Source organism: Myxococcus sp. AM011 (assembly GCF_013372595.1).
Taxonomy (GTDB): Bacteria; Myxococcota; Myxococcia; order Myxococcales; family Myxococcaceae; genus Myxococcus; species Myxococcus eversor.
On sequence record NZ_JABXEM010000011.1, the window covers coordinates 44136 to 68848 of the forward strand.

18 protein-coding genes are annotated in these 24713 nt (G+C 68.4%); 5 read left to right on the plus strand and 13 right to left on the minus strand.

Going from position 1 to position 24713, the window contains the following annotated elements; genetic code table 11:
• Positions 1-108: 108 nt before the first annotated feature.
• Positions 109-351 (plus strand): hypothetical protein, encoded by a 243-nt coding sequence (locus tag HUW62_RS04070; RefSeq protein WP_163868415.1) that lies wholly within the window; start codon positions 109-111, stop codon positions 349-351.
• A 66-nt stretch (positions 352-417) separates the two neighbouring features.
• Here the strand turns inward: HUW62_RS04070 and HUW62_RS04075 are convergent, their stop codons facing one another.
• The 7 genes from HUW62_RS04075 to HUW62_RS04105 all read right to left on the minus strand — a co-directional run bounded on the left by HUW62_RS04075 (position 418) and on the right by HUW62_RS04105 (position 9011).
• On the minus strand, positions 418-2043 hold the full coding sequence (locus HUW62_RS04075; protein ID WP_176433606.1) for a pyruvate dehydrogenase complex dihydrolipoamide acetyltransferase: 1626 nt from the start codon (positions 2041-2043) through the stop codon (positions 418-420).
• A 5-nt stretch (positions 2044-2048) separates the two neighbouring features.
• Positions 2049-3035 (minus strand): pyruvate dehydrogenase complex E1 component subunit beta, encoded by a 987-nt coding sequence (locus HUW62_RS04080; protein ID WP_163868413.1) that lies wholly within the window; start codon positions 3033-3035, stop codon positions 2049-2051.
• 54 nt (positions 3036-3089) lie between these two features.
• On the minus strand, positions 3090-4214 hold the full coding sequence (gene pdhA, locus HUW62_RS04085; RefSeq protein ID WP_163868503.1) for a pyruvate dehydrogenase (acetyl-transferring) E1 component subunit alpha: 1125 nt from the start codon (positions 4212-4214) through the stop codon (positions 3090-3092).
• Between the two features lie 133 nt (positions 4215-4347).
• A complete protein-coding gene (locus HUW62_RS04090) occupies positions 4348-5094 on the minus strand; it encodes a hypothetical protein (protein WP_163868412.1) in 747 nt (248 codons plus the stop codon).
• Positions 5095-5149: 55 nt separating this feature from the next.
• Positions 5150-6709 carry a hypothetical protein gene (locus HUW62_RS04095; RefSeq protein ID WP_163868411.1) on the minus strand — a complete coding sequence of 520 codons (1560 nt, stop codon included), beginning with the start codon at positions 6707-6709 and terminating at the stop codon, positions 5150-5152.
• A gap of 72 nt (positions 6710-6781) precedes the next feature.
• Complete coding sequence (locus HUW62_RS04100) at positions 6782-8245, minus strand: MFS transporter (protein WP_163868410.1); 1464 nt, start codon at positions 8243-8245, stop codon at positions 6782-6784.
• An 82-nt stretch (positions 8246-8327) separates the two neighbouring features.
• A complete protein-coding gene (locus HUW62_RS04105) occupies positions 8328-9011 on the minus strand; it encodes an NUDIX hydrolase (RefSeq protein ID WP_176433607.1) in 684 nt (227 codons plus the stop codon).
• A gap of 141 nt (positions 9012-9152) precedes the next feature.
• Between HUW62_RS04105 and HUW62_RS04110 the strand changes: the two genes are divergently transcribed.
• The 4 genes from HUW62_RS04110 (at position 9153) to HUW62_RS04125 (ending at position 17002) form a co-directional block, all read left to right on the plus strand.
• Positions 9153-11663, plus strand: coding sequence for a bifunctional UDP-sugar hydrolase/5'-nucleotidase (locus HUW62_RS04110; RefSeq protein ID WP_176433608.1), 2511 nt, complete (start codon positions 9153-9155; stop codon positions 11661-11663).
• Entirely contained in the window at positions 11663-13660 is a 1998-nt protein-coding gene (locus HUW62_RS04115) for a hypothetical protein (protein WP_176433609.1), read from the plus strand. The genes HUW62_RS04110 and HUW62_RS04115 overlap by 1 nt, the downstream gene beginning before the upstream one ends.
• An 81-nt stretch (positions 13661-13741) precedes the next feature.
• Positions 13742-15274 (plus strand): hypothetical protein, encoded by a 1533-nt coding sequence (locus tag HUW62_RS04120; RefSeq protein WP_176433610.1) that lies wholly within the window; start codon positions 13742-13744, stop codon positions 15272-15274.
• A gap of 312 nt (positions 15275-15586) precedes the next feature.
• A complete protein-coding gene (locus tag HUW62_RS04125; protein WP_176433611.1) occupies positions 15587-17002 on the plus strand; it encodes a hypothetical protein in 1416 nt (471 codons plus the stop codon).
• 94 nt (positions 17003-17096) lie between these two features.
• Here HUW62_RS04125 and HUW62_RS04130 read toward each other — a convergent pair whose 3' ends face one another.
• The 6 genes from HUW62_RS04130 to HUW62_RS04155 all read right to left on the minus strand — a co-directional run bounded on the left by HUW62_RS04130 (position 17097) and on the right by HUW62_RS04155 (position 24702).
• On the minus strand, positions 17097-18941 hold the full coding sequence (locus tag HUW62_RS04130) for a GspE/PulE family protein (protein WP_176433612.1): 1845 nt from the start codon (positions 18939-18941) through the stop codon (positions 17097-17099).
• Positions 18926-20719 carry an adhesin gene (locus HUW62_RS04135; RefSeq protein WP_176433613.1) on the minus strand — a complete coding sequence of 598 codons (1794 nt, stop codon included), beginning with the start codon at positions 20717-20719 and terminating at the stop codon, positions 18926-18928. Before HUW62_RS04135 ends, HUW62_RS04130 begins: the two co-directional genes overlap by 16 nt.
• A gap of 100 nt (positions 20720-20819) precedes the next feature.
• Entirely contained in the window at positions 20820-21575 is a 756-nt protein-coding gene (locus HUW62_RS04140; protein ID WP_217911111.1) for a uroporphyrinogen-III synthase, read from the minus strand.
• Positions 21576-21617: 42 nt separating this feature from the next.
• The gene (gene hemC, locus HUW62_RS04145; RefSeq protein WP_163868402.1) at positions 21618-22556 is read right to left on the minus strand and encodes a hydroxymethylbilane synthase; all 939 of its coding nucleotides are present in this window, start codon (positions 22554-22556) and stop codon (positions 21618-21620) included.
• Positions 22553-23884: a glutamyl-tRNA reductase gene (hemA, locus tag HUW62_RS04150; RefSeq protein ID WP_163868401.1), complete on the minus strand. Its 1332-nt coding sequence runs from the start codon at positions 23882-23884 to the stop codon at positions 22553-22555. The genes hemC and hemA overlap by 4 nt, the downstream gene beginning before the upstream one ends.
• A gap of 2 nt (positions 23885-23886) precedes the next feature.
• Positions 23887-24702: an inner membrane protein YpjD gene (locus HUW62_RS04155; protein WP_163868400.1), complete on the minus strand. Its 816-nt coding sequence runs from the start codon at positions 24700-24702 to the stop codon at positions 23887-23889.
• Positions 24703-24713: the final 11 nt, after the last annotated feature.

The following is a 24713-nucleotide window of genomic DNA, read 5'->3' on the forward strand; positions in this document are numbered from 1 at the left end:
GAGGGAACGGGCCTTGCCGAGGAGCCACGGGGTGGACGCCTATCGCCACGCGTCACACCGTTGACTGAGGGACTCCCCCCGAGTCTCCAGCTCCAGGAGGGCAGCGCCATGGCGCACCAGGACAAGCCGGACGACGTGCCGCGCAACGCGGCCAGCGACAGTGATTACAAGGAACACATTGAGCACGTGGAGGCCACCCGCCCCGAGCCCTGGCCCGGCATGAGGGGACGCTCGGTGGACGAGGAGCACGACCTGCCGACGGGTACGAGCCGCGAGCAGCAGGCGAGCGTGACGTGCGAGCAGCGGCGTTTGGAAGAGGAATCGCGCCGCGACGAGCCGACGCGCAAGTGACAGCGCGGCCCGCTCCCGTGCGCCCCGGATGACGGAGCACGACGAGGAGCGGGCCACGAGAACGGCCTAGAACAGCAGCCGCGTCGGGTGCTCCAGCAGGCCACGCAGCTCCCGCAGGAACTCCGCGCCAATGGCACCGTCGATGATGCGGTGGTCGCACGACAACGTCGCCGTCATCATCTTGCGAATCACCATCTGCCCGTCCCGCGCCACCACCTTGTCCGCCACCGCGCCCACCGCGAGGATGGATGCCTGCGGCGGGTTGATGATGGCGACGAACTGGTCGATGCCGTACATGCCCAGGTTGCTCACGGTGATGGAGCCGCCCGTGTACTCCTCGGGCTTGAGGGCCCGCTTGCGAGCGCGCTCCGCCAGCTCACGCACCTCCGTGGAGATGGCCTGGAGCCCCTTCGTGTCCGCGTCGCGGATGACGGGGGTGATGAGTCCCTGCTCCAGCGCCACGGCGATACCCACGTCCACCGAGCCGTGGTGGACCACCTGGTCCCCCTGGAGCGAGACGTTGATCTTCGGGTAGCGGCGCACGGCCATCGCCACGGCCTTCACGATGAGGTCGTTGACGGAGACCTTGAGCTCCATCGCCTTCGCCTCCTCGCGCACCTTCACCGCGGCATCCATCTCCACATCGAGGGTGAGATAGAAGTGCGGCACGCCGGGCTTCACCTCCGTCATCCGCTGCGCGATGACCTTGCGCATGGAGGACAGCGGCTCGGTGCGGGCCTCGGGACGGGCCACCGTCGCGGCGGACGGTGCCTTGCGCGCAACGGGCGCCGTGGGAGCGGCGACAGGAGCCTTCACTCCACGGGCCAGGGCCTCCTCGATGTCGCGCTTCACCACGCGACCCGACGGACCCGAGCCCTGCACCTGGGCGATGTCCAGCCCCTTGTCCTTGGCGATCTTCTTCGCCAGCGGGCTGGCGCGAACACGTCGTCCCCCGGACGCCACCGGTGCCGCCGCGACAGGCGCGGCCTGGGCCGGAGGCGTGGGCGCGGCGGCGGGAGCAGCCCCCACCGGCTTCGACGCGGCGACGGGAGCAGGCGCGGCGGCCTTGCCACCCTTCGGCGTGAGGTACGCGATGGGCGAGCCGACGGGGGCCGACTGGTTCTCCCCGACGACGATCTCCGCCAACGTCCCGTCGTCGTAGGCCTCGATTTCGAGGTTGGACTTGTCCGTCTCCAGCTCGGCGAGCGCCTCACCGGAGGAGACCTTGTCCCCCACCTTCTTCAGCCACTTGACGATCTTCCCCTCCGTCATCGTCGGGGACAGGCTCGGCAACTGGATGGCGATGCGGTCCCCGCCTCCGCTCGACGCGGGAGCGGCGGCCGGAGCAGGCGCGGCGGCGGGGGCCTTGGGGGCCTCGACCTTCGCGGCGGGAGCAGCAGGAGCGGGCGCGGCGGCCTTGGGCGCCGGAGCCCCCCCCGCCGCCACCTTCTCGCCCTGCGCGCCGATGTAGGCGATGGGAGCGCCGACGGGAGCCGACTGGTTCTCGTCGACGAGAATCTGAAGAAGGTAGCCGTCGTCGTAGGCCTCGATTTCGAGGTTGGACTTGTCCGTCTCCAGTTCGGCGATGGCCTCACCGGAGGTGACCTTGTCCCCCACCTTCTTCAGCCACTTGACGATCTTCCCCTCCGTCATCGTCGGGGACAGGCTCGGCATCTGAATGGGCGTGGCCATACGGGTCAGGCTCCCTGGCGGTACAACACCTTCTTCACGGCCGCGATGATCTTGGGCGCGTCCGGCTGGGTCGCGTTCTCCAGGTTCGCCGCATAGGACATGTTCACATCGAGCCCCGTCACGCGCTCCACTGGCGCGTCCAGCTCGTCGAACGCCTTGGACTGGATGATGTCCACCACGGAGGCGCCGATACCCGCCAGCGCCCAGCCCTCCTCGACGATGACGGCGCGGTTCGTCTTGCGCACGCTCGCCAGGATGGCCTCTTCATCCAGGGGCCGCAGCGTGCGCAGGTCCAGGACCTCCACGCTGATGCCCTCCTTCGCCAACTCCTCGGCCGCCTGCATGCAGAAGTAGTACATGCGGCTCCAGGTGATGACGGTGACGTCCGTCCCCTCGCGCTTCACGTCCGCCTTGCCCAGCGGAACGACGTGCTCGCCCTCGGGCACCTCGCCCTTGAGCGCGTAGAGCCGCTCGCCCTCGAACATGATGACGGGGTTCTCGTCGCGGATGGCCGACTTGAGCATCCCCTTGGCGTCCGCGGGCGTCGCGGGCGCAATCACCTTCAGGCCCGGGAAGTGCGCGTAGTTGGCCTCCAGCGACTGGCTGTGCTGGCTGGACAGACGGCCACCGGCGCCGCCCGGTCCACGGAAGACGATGGGGCAGCGCAGCTGACCGCCGGACATGTGGCGCAGCTTGGCCGCGTTGTTGACGATCTGATCCATCGCCAGAATCGCGAAGTTCCAGGTCATCATCTCCACCACGGGACGCAGGCCCACCATGGCCGCGCCCACGCTCATGCCGCCGAAGCCCAGCTCGGAGATGGGCGCGTCGATGATGCGCGCGCTCCCGAACTTGTCCAAAAGCCCCTGCGACACCTTGAAGGCGCCGTTGTAGCGACCCACTTCCTCGCCAATCAGGAAGACGTTGGCGTCGCGCTCCATCTCCTCGGCGAGCGCCTGGTTCAGGGCCTCGCGGTACATCAACTCGGGCATCGTCGGCTCCGACTCGAAATCAAAAAGGTTGGTTGGTCAGGGGGGCCTTGCGACTCAGTTCGTCAGGCCCGCCTTCTTGTCCGCCGCCTCGGCCTGCGCGCGCGGCTCCAGGTCCCACGTCACCTTCAGCTCCTGGCCGCTCGGGTACGACGGCCAGTTCTCCACCTTCACGCCCAGCACCCGCTCACGGGGACGCACGTCCGGCTCGCCCGGCTCGACGATGGTGTCGCGCCACAGCTCTTCCAGGCTCGGCTCCGGGGACTCGTCCGCGAACTTCACCGCGGCGTCCACCTGGGCCTTCACCTCTTCTTCGATCCGCTCGAAGTCCGCGTCCGCGCCCAGGCCGTTCTTGAGGGCGTAGTCGCGCAGCTTGGGGATGGGGTCGCCCTTACGCTCCTCCTCCACCTCCTGCTTGGAGCGGTAGGTCGCCGGGTCCGCCATGGAGTGGCCACGGAAGCGGTACGTGTTCGCCTCCAGCAGCACGGGGCCCTTGCCCGCGCGGCACCACGCGGCCGCGTCCTTCACGGCCTCGTACATCTTCAGCACGTCCATGCCGTCCACCGGCTCGCCGCGCATGTCGTAGGCGGCGGCGCGCTTGTAGATCTCCGGCACCGCCGAGGTGCGGGAGATGGCCGTGCCCATGCCGTAGCGGTTGTTCTCGCAGATGTATATGACCGGCAGCTTCCACTTCGACGCCATGTTGAACGTCTCGTGGAGCGCGCCCTGGTTGGCCGCCGCGTCGCCGAAGTAGCAGACCGTCACCCGGTCCTCGTTGCGATAGCGGCTGGCGAAGGCCATGCCGGCCGCCAGCGGAATCTGCCCGCCGACGATGCCGTAGCCCCCGTAGAACTGGTGCTCGATGTCGAAGATGTGCATCGAGCCGCCCTTGCCCTTGCTGTAGCCGGTGCCCCGGCCGAACAGCTCCGCCATCACCATGCCCGCGTCGCTGCCGCGCGCCAGGGGCTGGCCGTGGTCGCGGTACGCGCTGAGCATGTAGTCATCCTTGCGCATGGCCTCGATGGGGCCCACCGCCACCGCTTCCTGGCCAATGTACAGATGGCAGAAGCCGGCGATCTTCCCCAGCGTGTACTGCTGGCCCGCGCGCTCCTCGAAACGGCGGATGAGGTACATCTTCCGGTACATCGTCAACAGCAGGTCTTTCGAGTACGGGCTGGCCACCGCGGGTGCCTCCATGCTGTCCGCCCCTCCTCACCCGGGGCGGTAAACGCCGTGCGCCTCATAGCGCGCGGCAGGGGGACTTCAAAGCCTTTCAAACCCCTCGGGGCCGCTCCTGTCTTCCAGGCGCGGTGCGTCAGGAAACGAGGGTGAAATGAGGGACGCTGATGATGCCGTCCAACAGCGTCACCGGTCGACCGGAATGATCCGTGGCCAGGTGAATGACGGTGGCCTCGGGGAAGCGCACCCGGTAGTCGTTGGCGTGGGTGGGCTCGTTGTCGAAGGCGGCCACCACGGTGCCCAGCCGACCCAGCCTCGCGTGCGCCTCGCGCTTGAACGCGTCGTCGTCCTCGCGCGGCGTGGGCTTCATCACGAGCAGCACCCGTTCGTCATCCGGCAGCGCCATGCCGTGGCGCCGCATGCAGGCGACGGAGCCCTCGCGCATGCCCTCGTGGCGCCCCGTCACGTAGACGAGCCTCGCCCCGGTGGCCACCACGGCGTGGGTGAAGGCCGCCGCGCCGTCGATGGCCTCGTCCACCTCGCAGTACTCGCTGGTGAAGAAGCGCTCGCCCCAGAAGCGGCGGGCCTCCGGGAAGTGGGCCTGCACCTGGGCCTCCTCCAGGCCGCAGGCACGCATCGCGTCACGCATGTCCCAGCCGGAAGTCCAATGGTCGGGTCCACAGGCGGCGAGGCTCGGCACGCCCTGGGCCTCGCCGTATTCCCTCAGGATGCGAGCCTGCCGGTGCCGGTTGTCGAGCAGGGTGGAGTCCAGGTCGAACGCCAGCACCGCCCGCTCACCGAGGGAGCGGGCCCGGGCCAGAATGGCGTTCAGGCTGTCGCGCCAGTCGTCGCGGATGCGCTTCTTGAAGTCTTCGTGGGCCATGGGCGCGGCGAAGACTACCCGCGCCCGGGCTCCAGCGCCGCCGAAACCGCCCGGGTCAGGCGGCCGACTGCCAGGGCATGGGGCCAGTGGGCGCGCCCGGAGTCGTGTCCGCGAAGCGCAGCATGCGCTGGATGCCGTTGCGGTCCAGCACCAGCCGCACCAGCTGCGTGCTCTCCTGGCGCCGGTCCGTCTCCTCCTCCTCCACCGTGAAGCGGAACACCACGTCCACCGGGTAGCGCTTGGCGCCTCGGATGTGCCCCACCGACAGGTCCGCCAGGTCCACGTACTCCAGCGCCAGCTCCGGCTCGTCCATGTCCCGCAGGAAGCGCTCCACGTTGAGCCGCAGGATGTCCGTGACGCCCGACAGCCCCCGGTCCGAGCGCGGCAACAGGCGCGCGTCCAGGACGATGTGCTTGCGGTAGCGGATGACCGTCTCCGTCAGCTCGCCCTGGGACACGGTGAGGAAGTCGTCCTGGTGCCGCAGCGCCAGCACCGAGTCCGGCACCTTGGGCCCGTAGTCCACCCGCTCCTCGCACGTGCCGATGGTGCGCCCCGTCACCGGGTCCACCAGGTCCGCGGTGCGGTCCGACAGGTGCGTGGCGGCCACCCGGCTCGACAGCCTCCGCAGGCCCTCCTTGATGCGGTCCTTCATCATGTAGCCGACCACGGCGATGAGGAAGAAGTTGAGGCTCACCTGCGTGAAGCGGATCTGCGCCCACAGCGCCACCGCCGTGGCGAACGCCATCGCGATGCCCGCCGCCAGCGCGAACAGCACCTCTTCCCACCCCTGCCGCTTCTGCCGACGACGCGAGGACAGGAAGAGCACGTTCATGCAGAACTTCTTCAGCATGCCCAGCCGCTGGATGTACTCCTCGTTGTCGCCCGTGGGGCTCAGCACGCTGCGCAGCCGGTGCTCCTTGCGGTAGGACTCCTCGCGCAGCACCGCCTCCATCAACCCCTTGCGCAGCCCCAGCCACGGCTCTCCGCGCGGCAGCGACTTCATGTCCGCCACCGAGCGCCGGAAGCCGTTCTCCACCAGCAGGCTGACGTACTCGTCCACCAGCCGCAGCGACGCGCGCGAGCGCTCCTGCAGGCGCAGCTCCCCCACCGAGCGCAGCCACTGGCGGAAGCGCGCCATCACCTGCGTCACCCCCGCCTGCATCGCCACCACCTCGGACTCCAGCGTCGCGCACGCGTCGGTGGGCAGCGCCACCGGCCCCTCGCAGCGGGACTCCACCCCCGTGGCGAAGCGGCGCAGCGCACCGCGCAGCACGCACGACAGGAGCTTGGCCTGGTAGACGACGTCCCGCTCCGAGCCCAGCCCCGTGCGCAGCCACGCCTCCAGCCGCACCAGCGGCGAGGTGTCCGACGAGAGCAGCTCCTGCACCGCCATCACCGGCGTCTTGAAGCGCACGTAGTTGTGGATGTCCGCGTAGAAGTCCGCGCGGGGGTACGTCTCCTGGTCGATGTTCAGACTGCCGGGGAGGAACAGATGCGCCTCCACGAGGTAGCGCGTCTCGTCCACGCCCGAGGGCTGGTACTCGAGCTTGATCTCGAACTGCTTCCGGTCGTGAACCTCGAAGCGGCTATGGAGCGGTGCGGGTGCCTGGGACACACCAGCACTCTACGTTACAACCCTGTCACGGGGGAGTGACGCCCCCGTGACGTCCAGCGGTCCACAGGGAACTCAGCCCCCGGTACCAGTCTTGGGAGCTGAAACTGCCTGGGTGACGGCGGAAGCGCCCGACACGGGGGCCGCCTTCGGCTGGGGCCGGGCATTCCAGACCTTGGTGGCCAAAAGGAGGCCCGCGAAGGACAGGGGCAGCATGGCCAGGGGCCAGTTGCCCCAGTTATGGGGGTCCTTGGCCACCTCCCCCGCCGGGAGGATGCGCCCGAGCAGCAGCGACTGGAGCGCAGTGCCCGCATAGACCGCGCCGTCGATGATGCCCACCGCCAGGCCCGCGTTCTTCTTGCCGCCGAAGTCCATGCTGGCCGTGCCGGACAGCATGCCGTGCACGCCGATGACACACAGGGACATGAAGATGACCGTCCACCCCAGCGCGGGGCTGCCCAGGAGGAACAGCGTGGCCACCGCGCCCACGCTCATGCCCGCGTAGAGCACCGCGGAGACAGGGCCCCGGCGCGAGTCGAACACGCGGTCGCTGATGACGCCCGCGAACATGCCGCCGGTGATGCCCGCCACGCACAGCAGCATGCCCCAGTTGGCCGCGACGAAACCGTCGGCGATGCCCGTCGCCTTCGCGAACTTGGGGTACCACTGCATGATGGCGTTGCGCATGAAGCCGCTGCAGAACTCCACCATCAGGATGATGATGATGGTGCGGTTGGTGATCATCTTCTTGAAGACGGGCCACACGCCCAGGCCCGCGTGGGCCTCGCCGCTGGACGCATCCGCCGTGTCGAAGTCCGGATGGCCCGTGTGGCCAGGCGTGTCGCGGATGACGAAGAAGTCCAGCACCACGAAGGCGGCGAGGATGGCCGCGGGCACGAAGAACACCCAGTACGTGGGCGCCGCCTTGGCGATGAAGCGGCTCCAGTCGTAGGCGAAGTACACGCCCAGGGAGATGAGGATGCCGAAGACGCCGCCCAGCTGGCCGCGCTCGCGCACGTGGAACCAGGACGCGTTCACCTTGACGATGGAGACCGCGCCGAAGCTCTGGAAGTACATGTTCACGGCGTAGAGGAACGACAGCGTCCCCACGATTCCGCCCGGCGGCTGCCAGCCCTCCGTGAGCACCTTGTAGACGACGATGCCCATCAACACGTTCGCCACGGACGAGCCCGCGGCGGACAGGAGAATCGTCTTCCGTCCGCCGAGCCGGTCCGTCAGCGGACCGTTGAGCAGGAAGGCGAAGCCGTAGACGAGCGTGCCCCAGAAGAAGATGGTGCCGAAGTCCGCGTTGGACGTGTGGCCCTTCATCGCGCTGGTGGCTTCGTTGAGGTTGTAGCGCCCCATGTAGAGGAACGCGTACGTCATCCCCAGCGGGAACCAGTTGAAGAAGCGGCGTCGGCGGAACGCATCCGTGTGGCCCAGCTCCACCTTGGGCAGGCGGGCCAGCACGAGCGAGACGGCCCCCAGCAGGATGAGAATGGGCAACAGGTTGGCCAGCCACGGGGGCAGCGACGACATGCAGCGACCTCGTCAGTGGAGTGCGGAAACGCCGCGCACCCTACCCTGGCGCGCGGCCCGCGAGAAACCCCACCGACACCGCTCAGCCCAATCGGGCGAGCAACCGCGTCAGCGACACCTCCGTCTTCGCATCCGGGATGTCACCGCGTCGGCACGCGTCGAGGACCTCGGACAACGGTCTCCAATGCAGGAGTGTCCCCTCCTCTAGAGGCGACCCGTCTCCCTCCGGCTCCTCCTGTTTCACGTCGGTGACGTCCACCGCCGAGGGAAACACCTTCTCGGAGAGGATGCCCGGCGCCAGGAAGAACGAGCCGCCCAGAAGCTGGATGTCCTCGGGGCGCACCGGATAACCCGCTTCTTCGCGAACCTCTTCGGCCGCGCGCCGTCGCAGGCCTTCCTCGCCCTTGTCCTCGGGCTCCAGCAGCCCCGCGACAATCTCTTCCACCCTCAAGTAGCCCGCACCGGGATCAGGCACCGTCATCGCGTCGCGCTGATCCTTCCTGAAATATGCCGCGGGCCTCAGGTTCATCCGCGTCAATATCTCAAGGAGTCCCGCCGCACCGCGTCGGTAGACGAGCACCGACACCGCGTCCAGCCGGGGCCTGTCCACCACGTCCACTCGGTAGACAGACGAGGAAGAGCCGTCCGCGCGCCGGTTACGGCAGCGCAGCCTCTTCACTCGGAGAAAACCCTCGTCGCAGCGCGCCGTGGCCGAGAAATCCTCGATGATCTCGATGTCAGTCACACTGGAATGGCTCTGACGCATGTCTGCCTGCTCTCCTGGAGTTCGCTCGTCAAGGTGTGCGAGTAGGAATGCCATGGCGGCGTTGCTTGCCCGCCCGTGTCCGATACCGTACCTTGCCCGCGCTTTACTCCCGACGTTCTACCGAAACACGGATTCTTCCTGATGCGTCGCCTCCTGCTCGGCCTTTCCTGTGCCCTGGCCACCGCTTCGTGCATGCCAGTGGTGGAGGGCCAGGACTACCACCTCGAGGGGCAGGAGGTGCGACTGACGCTCCTTCATACCTCGGACATCCACTCCCGGCTCATCCCCTACGACTTCGCTCCGTTGAAGACGGACCAGGACCTGGGCCTCGTGCCCGAGGCGGGCCCTTTCGGTGGCGCCACCCGCGTGGCCGCCGTGCTCAAGCGCGAGCGCGCGAGGGGTGAGAGGGTGATGCACCTGGACTCGGGCGACTGCTTCCAGGGCGCGCCCATCTTCAACATCAACACCGGCGAAGCGGAGTTCCGCTTCCTGTCGCAGGCCCGACTGGATGCCGCGGTGGTGGGCAACCACGAGTTCGACGCGGGCGCGCTGAACTTCACGCAGCAGGCCAAGCAGAACGCCACCTTCCCGCTGCTCGCCGCCAACTACCAGTGGAACGACTGGCGGCAGAACGGCAGCAACGAGACGGCGCTGGAGACCTCGCCGTACACCATCCGCAACATCAAGGGCCTGCGGGTGGGCATCATCGGCATGGCCAACATCTCCTCGCTCAACTCCATCGTCGAGGGCGGCAACAGCCTGCAGGCCACGCCGCTGGAGCAGAACGAGGTCGTCCGCGCCTATGTGTCGCTCTTGCGGCCGGTGACGGACCTCATCGTCATCGTCAGCCACCTGGGCCTCACCGAGGACCAGGACGTCGTCCAGGGCTACGAGGCCTATTACGAGTACGGCCGCGCCCGCAGCTTCATCCGCCGCCAGGACAACCCCTGGCAGGTGCTGGAGTGGTTCGGTCCGGAGGGCGAGGAGAAGTCGGTCGTCCGCGTGATGATCCCCGGCGTCTCCGGCGTCGACGTCATCATGGGCGGCCACCTGCACGTGGTGCTCAACCCGCCGCAGCTCTTGTCGGACCCGAGTGGCCGCAAGGTGGTGCTCGCGCACTCCGGCGCCTTCGCCAAGTTCGTGGGCCGGCTGGAGCTGGTCGTGAAGATGCCGGACGTGCTCGGCACGGGTGAAGGCGGCGAGGTCGTCAGCCAGGACTACCGCGTGTTCCCCATCGACGGGCTCTGGTGCGACGACGCCATGCGCCGCTACCGCTACGACTCCAACATCTTCTGGGAGGACGGCCAGTTCATCCAGAACCCCGCGGTGCGCGCGGCCCTCGATGCCTGCTCCGAGCAGGAGGACCGGCAGACGACGCACCTGCTCCAGCCCTACATCATCGGGATGGACATGAAGCTGCAGCTCACCAACATCTTCGCGTACGCGCCCACCGACGTGACGCGCCGGAACAACTCGACGGGTGGCGACTCGCCGCTGGGCAACATCGCCGCGGACTCGATGCGCAAGCGCCGCCGCGTGGACGCGCAGATGGCGCTCACCAACTCGCTGGGCATCCGCGACAACCTCTACGCCGGCGTCGTGTCCCAGGAGTCGATGTTCAACGTGTTCCCGTTCGAGAACACCATCAACATCATGTACCTGTCGGGCAAGGAGATGCAGGAGATGTTCGACTTCGTGGCCGAGCGCTCCTCCGAGCGTGGCTGCGTGAGTCAGGCGCAGATCTCCGGCGCCAGCTTCACCATGGATTGCGCCCAGGTGCAGATCAACGACCTGCGCATCGCGTGTGACCTCTCGTTGGCCGGCGCGGACTGCCCCCAGGACAACCGCGAGGGCCACGCTCCCTGGCAGTGCCTCCAGGACACGAGCACCTCGTCCACGGCGGGCCGCTGCTACGCCCACCCCGGCACGAACATCGTCGTGGGGCCCGCGCCGCTCAACCCGTTCGGCACCTACCGCGTGGCGGTGAACGACTACATCGCCAAGGGTGGCTCGGGCTTCAACGTCCTCAAGCGCAACACCACGCGCCAGGAGACGGGCATCTCGCTGCGCGACTCGCTCATCGGCTACATGCAGGACTTCTGCACCTGCGACGATATCAACGCGGGCTACGAGACGCGCGGCAACCGCGCGGATGGCCAGCGCTGTGGCTCCCTCGTCAATGGCAGGTGGGTCCTCAACGAGCGCCTGGTGGCTTCGTGCCGGGAGATGCAGGACTACGAGAACGAGCTGGCCGCGAAGGTGGGGAGCTGCTCGTGCGAGGACCTGCTGCGCAATGGCTACGACCCGTCGAGCTGCGGCGTCGCCACCGTCACCAACCCCGACCAGGCGCGCGCGGCCTGCATCGCCGCCAAGCAGGTGGGCTCGTGCACCTGCGGAGAGCTCGCGGGGCGCGGCTACAACCCGGCGGGCTGCAACGTCCCCGAAATCGACAATGCCGCGAAGGCCCAGGCCGCCTGCACGGTCTCCCCGGGCCCGTTCACCGGCCGGTGTGATTGCCGCGAAGTCATGAGTGGAACCAACCCCGTGTGCGGAACGGTGACGCAGCAGCTGCGCAACTTCTGCACGAACCCGACGGCGATGCCCATCGCCGACGCCGTGGAAGACGGCCGCATTGGCCGGAGGGTGAAGTAATGAAGAAGCTCATGCTGCTGTCGGCGCTGACCCTGGCCGGCTGTTACACCAAGGAGTCGCCCCAGCCAACGGGCCTCGCTTCCTTCGAAGTCACCGTGAAGGGCTTCTACGTCGCGGACTCCAATCCGCGCGCGTCGCTGCCCGTGGTGGCCAGCTGCGTCGCCCAGCACGGTGGCAGCCAGGCCGCGGTGCCCATGGAGATCCGCGGCACCCCGGACTGCCGCCTGTCCATGCCCCGGAGCGCGGTGGATATCGACTTCGACATCCAGGCGGTGGATGTGCAGGGCCAGCCGATGGATTCGTTCAACGGCCCCGTCTCCTTCCGCACCGTCCCGGGCAACCTCACCGGCCCCTATCGCTACCGGTGGGTGCAGCTCACCAACGGCAAGGGGACGGGCACCGTGCGCAGCGCGCAGCTCTACGGTGAGGCCCATGTGTGGGTGGAGGACGAGCCCGTCCAGGTCGACTACGCCGAGGGTCAGGTCGTCGCCGGAGAGCTCCCGCAGGAGCCCGCCACGCGCACCTTCGCCACCGGCCTGTCGCGCGCCATGCACTTCGAGGAGCCCACCATCTCCACGGTGCAGGTGCCGCAGAACGGCGACCAGCTCACCGCCTACAACGGCACGTTCATGCGCATCGGCCGCGCGCCCGAGGCGGGCTCTCCGCTCATCCAGAACTGCGAGCCGGACGACCCGAACTACAACCAGCCGGTGACGCTGCTGGTGACGGGCACGGACCCGGGCGGCTTCTTCGTGACGGACCTGACGGCGTGCCGCATCCGCGAGGGGAGCATCCCTGGCGGCAACACGCAGACGGCGGAGCCCTCGGGCTTCTACCCCGGCCGCTTCAACGCCCTGTACATCTACAACTACTCCTTCCCGGAAGGCCTGGACCCGGGCGACCTGCTGTGGTCCATCGCGGGCTCGGTGCAGGAGTTCACCGCGACGACGCAGCTGACGTTCCCCTCGTGGAGCATCCGCGAGAGCGTCCGCCTGCTGCCCCAGTCCGAGTGGAACAAGTACCTGGACCTGGCGCCGCCGACGGAGATCAACGGCCGGCTGTGCGGCTTCAGCGGCTCGCCCTACATCACGGACGTGATGTGCGGCTACAGCTACGGCAACTACAAGATGGAGGGCCTGGAGTCCTCGCTGGTGAAGATCCGCCGCGTGAAGTTCCCGCAGGTGTTCAGGAACTGCGACGCCAACGGCAACAACACCGTGCCCTTCTTCTGCCCGGACACGCGCACCAACACCTTCGGGGCCTGCGGCACGGACAACCCCAATGACCCGGACGTCCCGGAGCGCGCGTGCAACGTGGACTGCACGCTGGGCCTGGGCCAGTACAAGGGGAAGATCTGCGCCGAGAAGACGACGTACGACGGCTTCGGCCAGTTCGTGGTGGAGATGAACCCGATGGGCGCCGCCGAGGCGGGCCTGGACTCCTCCGTGAGTGGCCGGCTGCATGCGCTCAACGCGCCGCCGCCCGTGTTGCCCGCCACCGAGGCCTGGACGCGCTCCACCGCCTCCTACCCCGCGGGCGTGACACTGAACCTCTGGTGTGACAAGGCGGTGAACGTGCGGTTCGGCGGCACCAGCGTGCCGGCCGCGACGAGCACCGTCGCCCTGGCCTCGGCCACGCGCCTGGAGCACACGCTCATCGAGAACCAGGCCTATGTCTGGGTCTCCGTGCAGGACGCGGCGAACGGCTCGGCGAGCTGCAAGGTGAGCCAGCACCCGCGCGCTCGCATCAACCTGGTGACCAAGGACGCCGTGCCGGACCTGGTGGTCAACTGCAGCGAGACGGATGCCGACGCGGAGCGCGCCGAGCAGTGCCGGTTCCTGCATGGGGCGACCTTCGACATCGTGGGCCATCTGCGCCACGTCAGCGCGGCCCGGCCTCGCTGGATTGTGCTGCCCCGAGATCAGGACGACCTCTGCTGCTACCCCGGCTCGGGCATGGAGTGCCCGCGTCCCATCGAACCTTGCGTGAATCCGTAGACTTTTGACGAAACTCGCCCCCCGGTTCAGCCGGGGTGCAGGGAGGAGCGAACCCAAGCGGGCGCTCCGTGGAGAGGGACATTGAAAACGCTGCAGAAGCTGGCCTTGACCGGCCTTATCTCCCTGAGTGCGCCCGCCTGGGCCAGTGACTTCGTGGACACGCGTCTGTCGTTCGTCTTCGCGGACGACAACGTGCTCGCGGGCTCGGGTGAGACCACTCCCAACAGCCCCAACGCTCGGTTTGGCGCGGGCAATCAGAACACCCAGTTCTACGACAACTTCAACACGCGCTTCTCCGGCTTCGAGTCGCTGTCGAACATCGTGCTCTACAAGCGGGCACCGGCGTTCTTCGAGGGACTGACGACGGAGGCTGCCCTGACGCTGCTGGTGCTGGAGCGCCCGAGCGGTCAGGTCGCCATCCAGGACAACTCCAGCTACATCCGGCTCAACTACCAGCCGCCGGGCTGGGGTGAGAAGGAAGGCATCTCGCTGGTCGGCTTCCCGGTGTCCGCGGACCGCTTCCGTCTGGGCTATGCGTACCGCATCTCCTGGGGTGGCAGCGGCGTGTTCACCACCCGCTCGGCGACCAACGGCGTACCGGGTGCCAAGCTGCAGATCACCCGCGACCGGTGGTACGCGTACGTGGGCGGCAAGACGGCGCTGGTGCAGAACGAGCTCATCCTCGAGGAGACGACGCTCTACGGCGTGATGGCCGGCGCGGGCGTGGACATCCTGGAGACGCTGCGCGTCGAGGCGGGCGGCGGCTACTTCCAGAAGGGCCTCGTCCCGGGTCTCGCGACATTGGGTGTGGAGGCGCCGGTGAACGCCGCGGGCGTGTCCGGGCAGGTCGTCTACCACGTGGGTGTGCCCGTCGGCACGAGCGTGGACTTCCGGCTCTACAAGAACGACCCCGAAATCTACGAGCGCTTCTTCGCTCCGGAGAAGTACCCGGGCGGCCTGTCCTACTCCGTGTCGCTGGAAGGCAGCTACCTGTCCCAGACGCTGGAGAAGCCCGACCAGTTCGGCGCGACGGAGCCCCAGGGCGCCACGGCGCTGGCGCTGCAGGCCCGCGCGAAGCTGGGCTTCCTGCGCTTGAGCCTGCTCGGCCTGTACCGCAGCCTCTCCTACATCCAGTTCGACGTGCCGGGCTTCCCCCCGTTCCAGGACTTCCCCGAGGGTACGAAGCTGAACCCGGAGATGTTCCTGGCGTTGGGCGCGGACTACCACCTGTCGGAGCTGCACTTCACGCCGGGCTTCATCTTCGGCATCCAGCGTCCGGCGTCGTTCCGCAGTCCGACGCCCATCCTGGGTGGCAACAACCCGCCGCCGAACCTGCAGGGCACGCCCACCGTCGTGGTGCGTGACGTGAATCAGTTGAGCATCCTGCCGGAGACGTGCGGTGGTTCGGGCCCGTGCGGCGCGGAGCCCATCTACTCGGCCAAGGCGACGTTCCGTTGGGACTTGTCCGACTCCGTCGCGGCGGTCGGCGAGGTCTACTACACGTACGACACCAACCGGACCACGTTCCGGGACGACATCACCGGCGTGGCGCAGCCCACGTTCGAGAAGCCGCACGCGCTGGGCTTCAACACGCTGCTGCAGGCGCGCTTCTAACCCTCACACGGTTGAGCGGACATCGCGGCCCGGTTCCCTTTCCTGGGGACCGGGCCGTTGTCATTCCAGACCTCATGGCCATGCGGGCTCGCGAGGAGTTGTCCGCGCCGCAGCCGAATTGCTGTCGTCTGTCCATGGACGCTAGGATGGCCGATCCCGGCGCTCTGTCCGGGGGGAACGGCATATGGCCGCTCCATGACAAGGCTGTTCCGGGGGGCGTCCATGCGTTGCATCTCTCTGTGCTGGGTACTCGCGGTGCTGTGCGGGGTCGGATGTGGGGACACGAAGGAGTCGGTCATCGGGCCCCCTGTCGTGAAGCCTGACGAGGTACCCGAGCCCGAGCCCGAGCCGGCGACGCCCGTCGAGCTCACCAAGAGTGGCTCGCGCCTCAAGGTCCGCGTGGTCACCACGAGCGATGGCCTGCGCTGGTCCCCAAAGCGGATCGACCAGTGGTTCGACAGCCAGCGGCAAACGTACTGTACCTGGCAGAAGGCCGGGCCGGACGGTGCCTTCTATTGTGTCGGGACGGGCTTGGACAAAATCCCCAACGCCGAACCTGGCTACTACGTCGATGCGAACTGCACCGAGGGAATCGCGTACGTCACTCCCTCAGGGAATCCAGATGCCATCCTCGTGAAGCGGGGCATTGCGTGTGGCGAACTCCCTCGATACTTCGCCCCGGGTGCCACTATCACGAGCACCCCCTACCACCGGGACATCGCTGGAAGGTGCACCCAGCAGGCGTTCTCGAGCAACACCGCCCACAATTACCGTCTGCCTGGAGTCGAGATGCCGCCCGGCGCCTTCGTTCGCGGGACGTCGCGGCCACGGCTGCCCGGCTCCGGCATCGAGGTCCACTTCATCGAGGGCGAAGACGGCTCAGAGGCCTTCCAGCATGTCACGGACACGGTCCACGGCACCGAATGCTCCGTTCGGCTCGCGGGTGATTTGAAGCCGCGCTGCCTGCCGTCGGGTGACCAGACAGCGCTGGGAGTCCACCGCAATTGGTCGGATTCCGCCTGCACCCAGCCCGCCTTCAAAGCGGCCTGCGCCCCTGCCCGCTTCGGACTCACCCATGCGGTGGACGCGTGCAGGGACACCGTGAGCGCCTACTCGGTGAAGGAAGAAATCGGCGTGGTGTACTCGAGCGGTATCAGCGGCACGTGCGAGGGGCACTACACGAGCAGTACATACAACCCGCCCTACTTCTCAGGGGAGACCGAGCTTCCGGCCGAGACCTGGCCCGAGGCAAAGCCGGTCGACATGGCGACCTATGGGCGACTCACCGTGCGCGGCATGGAGTTCGGTGGCTCGGCGCGGATTCCCACGGGGCTGTTTGACAACCAGTTGGGCGTGGATTGCGAATTCATGTCCGACACCTTTGAAACGCGGCACTGTTTTCCCGTCACCCCGTTCTTCGTCGCCAATGCCTTTTCAGATTCACGCTGCACGCAAGCATTGGCACCTCACAATGGCGCTCCTATCTGTGGCGAGCACCGCTATGCCATCTACTACGCGCCCCCGCCGTTTGGGGGACCGGTGTATTATAGCCTCCATCCACTGGGCCCGAAACACGTAGGACCCGTGTACAGCATCAGACGTCTGCATATGCAAGGCAGCTCGCCCTTTTGCATCCAGATGATGCATCCAGAGCACCCGGCCTATTGGACCATCGGGGAGGCGATTCCCACGTCGATGATGGTTGAGGGCACACCTGGCCTCGACTGACCCGTCGCGGCGCTCAACAATGACAACCCGGGCACACCAACGTGCCCGGGCCGTCCCTTCAAATCCAGACAAGACAACGCCCAATCCCCACGACTCACGCCGAAGTCATGCGCACCACTTCGTCGAAGGCCGTGAGCCCCTGAGCCAGCTTGCGCACGGCGGCCTCGCGCAGGGTGCGCATGCCTCCGCGCCGGGCCACTTCCACCAGCTTCTCGTACGGCGCCTCGCGTGAAATCTGCTCGCGCAGCTCTCCACCCGTGGTGACGATTTCGAAGACGCCCGTGCGGCCCACGTAGCCCGTGCCTCGGCAGCGCACGCAACCCGCGCCCTTCAGCAGACGCACCCCGCCCGGCAGCAAGGGCAGCGGCGCCTGGAGCGCGAGCAGTTCATCCGGCGTCAGCGTCGCCTCCTCCGCGCAATGACTGCACACGCGGCGCAACAGGCGCTGGGCCATGACACCCAACAAGCACTGCGCCAGGAGGAACGACGGCACTCCCAAGTCCCTCATGCGCGCCACCGCGCCCAGCGCGTCGTTGGTGTGCAGCGTGGAGAGGACGAGGTGTCCGGTGAGCGCGGACTGGATGGCGTTCTCCGCCGTCTCCGCGTCGCGAATCTCGCCCACCATGATGACGTCCGGGTCCTGCCGCAGGATGTGTCGCAGCGCCGTCGCGAAATCGAGCCCCAGCTTGGGCTGCACCTGCACCTGATTGAAGGCGTCCCACACCATTTCGATGGGGTCTTCAATCGTGGTGACGTTGACGTCCGGTCCCGCGAGCGCCTTGAGCGCCGAGTAGAGCGTCGTCGTCTTGCCACTTCCCGTGGGCCCCGTGACGAGGATGAGCCCGTGGGGCTGGTCAATCCACGACTCGAAGGAGTTCTTCTCTTCCGGGTCGAAGCCGAGCTGGGCGATGTCCTGCACCAGCGTCTCCGGGTCGAAGATGCGGATGACCACCTTCTCGCCAAAGGCCGTGGGCAGCGTGCTGACGCGCAACTCCACCTCGCGCCCGTCCCGCTCCGTCTTGATGCGGCCGTCCTGGGGCTTGCGCTTCTCGGAGATGTCGATGCGCGAGAGCATCTTCACGCGCGACACAATCGGAGGATGCACCTGCGCCGGCAGCGAATACACCGGGTGCAACACACCGTCGATGCGAAGCCGCACCATGCTGGTGGAGCGCTTGGGCTCGATGTGGATATCCGAGGCGCGGTTGTCGAAGGCGTAGCGCAGCAGGTAGTCCACCGCCTGCACCACCGGACGGTCCGACGCCTCCAGCTCCTGCGTGCCGCTGAGCGATACGAGCTGCTCGAAGTTGGCGACCTGTCCCCCGCCCACCGCCACGCTGAAGTCATCCGCCGCCCGGGCCAACGTCCTCCCGAAGCCGTAGATGTCGGAGATGGACTTGAGGATGTCCGCCTTCGCGCTCAGCACCGGCTCCACCGGCAAGCCCGTGAGGCGGTGGAAGCTCTCGAACAGCTCCCGGTCGAACGGGTTGGCCACCGCCACCAGCAACCGCCCCTGCACCGTGCGCTCCAGCGGGAGCAACACGTGCTTCTGCGCATACGGCCGCGACACCGTGCGCGTGGCCAGCGTCATGTCCAGCTTCAGCGGGTCTATCTTCCGGTAGGCGATGCCCGCGGCACGCGCGGCCGCCTCCGTGACGCGGTCCTCGTCCAGCACGCCCCGGCCATTGGCCAGGGGCACCTGGAAGGCGGCCACCACCTCGACAGGCGACACGTCGTAGCGCGCCGCCTCCTTGCCAATCGCGGCCGTCTGCGCCTTGAGGACTCGCGCTCGCGCGGCCCCCTCCTTCGCGAGGACCTCCTGGGCCTGCTGGGGCGTCAACAGCCCCTGCCCCACCAGCGCCTCCAGCACGAAGAGCGTGGTGAAGTCATCCCGGCTCCTCGGGGGAGGATTCCCCGGGCCGCTCACTGCTTGTGCCAAGTCCGTCTCCTTCCCGCCACCAACAGCAGCAGGACCAACCCACCGAGGAAGGCCGCCGCCGACACGGGAGCGCCCGTACAACCACAGCCATCCGGCCCCGTGGTGCTGCCCTTGGGCGGCCCCGCGTCCACGGGCGGAGGCGGCTGAGAGCCACCATCGTTGCACAGCGTGCAAGGCCCGGCGTCCGGCCGCGCCTGAGGATCGTAACAGGTGCCGCCACTCGCACAGAGCATGTTGGGCGCGCAGTCCTGATTCGTGACACAGACAGGCAAGCAGGCGGAGCCGCCCTGCTCCACCGAGCCACACCGCAGCGTCGCGGGGCATGAGCTGGCGGAGCACGCCCGGACGCAGGCCCGCTCACCCTCCTTGTTCACCACCTGACACGACGTGCCTCCAGGGCAGGAACACGCGGAGACGGAGCACTGCTGCGCGCACACGCCCTGCGTGCCACCTTCAGCGAAAAGGCAGTACTGGTTGGTGCCACACTCGGCGTTCGCGGTGCACGCGTCGCCCACCTGCTTGCCCGCAGCCTGCCTCGGAACACAGACACGGTCACACGTCCGGCAGACGGAGTTGCTGTCACAGTCCAGGTCGCCGTAGCAGCCAGGGACGCAGAGGTTGCCCTCGGGCCGGGCCTCACACGTATAGCCAGGGCGGCAGTCGCTGCCCCCGAGCGTACAGTCCTTGAGACAGATGGAACCCTGTCCCGCCACCACGGAGCACCCCGAGCCCGCGGGGCACGAGTTCGAACCGCTGCATGTCTCGGTGCAGTAGCCCTCGTCCCACCGGTCGAACTCGCCATTGCCCGACGGCGCGGACACCGGGGCGATGCAGACGCCATTCGTGGTGGCGCAGCTCCTCGGGCCAGGCGTGCACTCGCGGCCCACCGGCGTGACACCGTCGGGAAGGGCTGGCAGACAGGCCCGGGTGTACCCGGAGACCGCGGAGGACTCGCGACAGACATAGGGGGCCGGACACTCGGCGGTGGCGTTGCCGAAGCAGCCCTTCGCGCAGACCTTGAGGTCCTTGCCGGAGACGGTGGACGGCGCGGTGACACACGTCAGGCCGGTGGTGCACGCGGTGGTGTCACAGGGCGAACCGACAGCGCCCGTCTTCGGATAGAAGCGGCACAGCGCCGTCCTGTCGTAGTCCGCGAGGTTGCGCCGGCTCACTCCCGCCTGGAGGTCGAAGAACATCACCGCGCCAATGGCCTCGAAGGAGTCACCCAGGCCGAGGCAGTGGCCAACCTCATGCGTCAGCACGCTCTGGATGTCGTAGTGACCCGCGGGCGTGGGCGTCGTCGTGGACCAGTCAAAGTCCACCGCGTTGAGGAAGATGTCGCACTGGTACACGTAGCCGCTGAACGTCAGCGGCCTGGCGGCGGAAGGCCGGTCTCCACCGTTGAGCGTGTCCGTGTAGCGCGGGTCGCTCGCGCTCGTCACCCAGACGGGCACCACGTTGAAGCGGTCACCCGGGTCATTGACGTTCGCCATGGGCGAGCCCGTCGTGGCCACTCCGCCATCGGGGAAGGAGAACGTCGGCCAGGAGCAGCTGACCTGCCACGTCTGCGCGGCCGCCTTGCTGGCTTCCACCACCCGGTTGAGGTCATTGCCTCCGGGCAGGGCCTGTCGGCCGTCCACGTAGAAGACAAAGGGGTCCGCGGGAGTGCTGAGCACCCGGTAGCCCAGGTCCCTGTATTCCAGCACCTGTTGCGCCGCCGCCGTGACGGACAACAACAACCCGAGTACGACGGCGCTCCGCTGCGAACCCCGAATCATCGAAGACCCCTCCGCGTCGTCCAGCACCGGGCACGCATTCGCCCGGACTTCGACGGGAAGGGCAGTCTACCCGCGAACAGCGCGTCGAGCCGCATCCCCCCTACTTCACCGGGGGAGCTTCCACCTGGCCGCGAACCGCGCGCACCGTCGCATCCACCAGCGACTCCGGCGTGGGCTTCTCCGCGACGGCCGTGGCCGGCAGCCCGAGCTGCTCCAGCGCCGACGCCGTGGTGGGGCCAATCGCCACCACCCGCGCGGGCCCCAATCGCTCACGCCCCGCGGCGTCCAGGAAGGCCTCGGCGGTGCGCGGCGAGGCGAACACCGCCACGTCCGGCGGTGACTCGGTGAGCAGCGCCAGCGCCTCCGAGGGCACCTCCGCCGGCAGGGAGCGATAGGCCGTCACGCGGGTGACGAGCACGCCCGCGTCGCGCAGCGCCTCCTCCAACTCGCGCCGCCCCTCCTCCGCCGCGGGCAACAGCACCTCGTCACCCGATTGGAGTCCGTCCTTGAGCATCTCGAAGAGCGCCTGCCCCGTGCCCTCGTCCGGCTCCGCGGCGACGTCCAGGCCATAGCTCCGCATGGCGCGCGCCGTCCGAGGCCCCACCGCCGCCAGCTTCACGCGGGAGAGCCGCTGCGCCGTGCCCGCCTCGCGCAGCGCGTCCATCAGCGCGTCGACCGCGGAGGGACTCGCGAACACCACCCAGCGATAGCGCTGGATGTGCTCGGCGGCGGACGCCAGCGGACGTGGGTCCTCCGGGGGACGCAGCTCCAGGAGCGGAAGGCTGAGCACCTCCGCGCCCTCGTCCTCCAGGAGGAAACACAGCTCCTCGGCCCGCTCACGCGGGCGCGTCACCAAGACTCGGATGCCTTCCAGTCGCCGTTCCACGCGGGCGGCAGTCTAGGGCCGTGCGTCCGGACGGCGAGCGAAATCACGCAGGATGTCCGCCGCGCCCTGCGACAAGAGGTTGTCGGCCAGGGCCTCGCCCAGCTCCCTCGCCCGAGCCACCGGCCCACGAACCTCGCCCCGCACCACCCGTGCGCCATCCGGCCGGCCCACCAGTCCGCGCAGGTGCACGAAGCCCTCGGACACCGTGGCATGCCCCGCCAGCGGCACCGTGCAGCCCCCCTCCAGCTTCGCCAACAGCGCGCGCTCGGCCGTCACCGCCACACGCGTCGTCGCATCCTCCAGTGGCGCGAGCAGCGCGCACACGCGCGTGTCCTCCCCCCGACACTGGATGGCGAGCACGCCCTGCCCCACCGCGGGCAGGCTCACGTCGGTGGACAGCACCTGGGTGATGACGTCCTCCAGCCCCAGGCGCTTGAGCCCCGCGTACGCCAGCACTGCGCCCGCGAGTCCCAGCTCCTTCGTCTTCTGCAAGCGCGTCTGCACGTTGCCGCGCAGGCTGACGATTTCCAGGTCCGGCCGCCGCGAGCGCAGGATGCAGCTGCGGCGCAGCGACGACGTGCCCACGCGCGCGCCCTGGGGAAGCGAGTCCAACGTCAGTCCCGAGAGGCCACAGAAGGCATCGCGAGGGTCCTCGCGCGTCGGCACCGCCGCGAGGATGAGGCCCTCCGGCAGCTCGGACGTCATGTCCTTCAGGCTGTGCACCGCGAGGTCCGCGCGACCATCGATGAGCGCCTGCTCGATCTCCTTCACGAACAGGCCCTTGCCGCCCACCGCGGACAGCGGCGCGGACAGGAAGCGGTCTCCCTCGGTGGACAGCTCCACCAGGGATACCTCCAGGCCCGGATGATGCGAGGCCAGGAGCGCGCCCACGTGGCGGGCCTGCCAGAGCGCCAGCGGGCTCTGTCGGGTGGCGATACGCACGGTCTTCATCGCTTGGCCCCCGTCGCGAGCTGCTGCGGAACCGGCGCCATGGAAGAGGCCTCCGAGTCCGCCGCCTCCATCTCCGCTTCCAGGAGCCCGAACAGCTCCGCGGCGGCACCCGCCAGGCGATTGCCCTCACCCTCCGGCCCCACGGCGCGCAGCCGCGAGGTGGGCTCATGCAGCAGCTTGTTCACGATGGCGCGTCCCATGGCCTCGATGCTCTTGCGCTGCTTGTCCGTCAGCCCGTCACCCAGCGACGTCAGCGTGCGCTCCACCTCCGTGCGGGCAATGGCCTCCGCGCGCTGACGCAGCCTCGCGAGCACTGGCATCCCCTCGCGCAGCGCGCGCTCCTTGACGAAGCGGGCCACCTCCTGCGCCACCAGCACGCCCGCCTTGTGCGCCTCCTCGGCGCGCGCGGCCGCGTTGTCCGCGACGAACTTCTGGATGTCGTCCACGTCGTAGGCGTGCACCCAGTCCAGCGTGCCCACCCCGGGGTCGATGTCTCGCGGCACCGCCAGGTCCACCATGAACAGCGGCCGGCCCTTGCGACCCTTGCCCACCGCGCCCACGTTCTCCCGGGTGAACAGCGGCACGGGCGACGCGGTGCTGCACACCACCACGTCCGCGGCGCCCAGGAGCGAGAACAGCTCCTCGAAGGGCCGCGCCACTCCGCCCACCTCCATCGCCAACGCCTCCGCGCGAGCCAACGTCCGGTTGGTGATGAACAACTTCGTCGCACCCGCCTGTTGCAGATGGCGCGCCGCCAGCTCTCCCATCTCCCCCGCTCCCACCACCAACACCGTCTTGCCCTTCAAGCCGTCGAACACCTTGCTGGCCAGTTGCACCGCCGCCGACGCCATGGACGTCGCCGCGCGGCCGATGGCCGTCTCCGTGCGCACCCGCTTGGCGCAACCGAACGCCGCCGCGCACGCACGCGTCAACTCACCCCGCACCGCCCCCGCGCCCTGCCCCCGCTCGAAGGAGTCCTTCACCTGTCCCAGAATCTGCGCCTCGCCCAGCACCATCGAATCCAGGCTGGACGCCACCCGGAACAAATGGATGAGGGCCGCCTCGCCCCGGTGCTCGTAGAGGTGGTCCAACGCCTCGTCCCCGCCCAGGGCCCGCAGCTCCGACACCGCGCGCTCCCGCGCGAGCATCCCGTCCGGCGCGGAGAGATAGACCTCCACCCGATTGCAGGTGGACACCCAGAGCACCTCCACCGGCGACTGGGCCAGGCGCTGGAGCACCTCCACCTGACGCGACTCGGACAAGGCCAGCCGCTCGCGCACCACCAGGGGCGCCGTGCGGTGGGACAGGCCAATGCAGACGAGCTCCATACTCAGGGAATCCTCATGGCGGCCGCCGTGCTCGAAGTCACGTCGTACGAGGTGAGGAACGACACCAGCACCAGACAGAACCCCGCCATGGTCAGCAACGCCACCCGGCGCCCCCGCCAGCCCGCGAAGATGCGCGCGTTGACGATCGCCGCGAAGACGGCCCACGCCACCACCGTGGCAATCGACTTGCCATCCCATTGCCAGCCGATGGTGGAGGCGACGAAGAACGCCCCCGTCGCCAGGGTGATGGACAGCGCGATGAAGCCCCACACCACCAAACGCCGATTGAGGGTGTCCAGGAACTCCAACGACGGAAGCCGGGAGAAGAGCAGGCCGAAGCGCTTGGCGCGCACCTGCCGCTCCATCAAGAGGTACATGACCCCCACGCCCGCGGCCACCGCGAACGCGGCCAACCCCAGGAGCGCCAGGGTGATGTGCAACGGCAACAGCGGCTGTCTCACGCCCGGTGGAAGCGGCGACTGCCCTCCGTTCATCAAGAGCCCGGGTATCAGCACCGTCACGGCCAGGGGCGTGAGGAACGCGCCGATGACGGGGCGGCGGTAGCGCACATCCAGGGCCAGGAAGATGGCCAGCAGCAGGAAGGCCAGCGTGGAGAAGCCCTGGGCCATGCCCACGGGCCGGCCGGACTGGGCTCCGAGCAGCTCGAAGAGGGCCACCCCGTGCAGCACGAGCCCCCCGCCCACCAGCACGCGCCCGGCCATGGCCAGCGCATCCGACTGGCGGACCAGGTAGGCCAGATAGGCCACGGCGGCGATGCCGTAGGCGTGGCAGGCGAGCGATACGAGCGTGTGGCTCATGGATTCAGGCA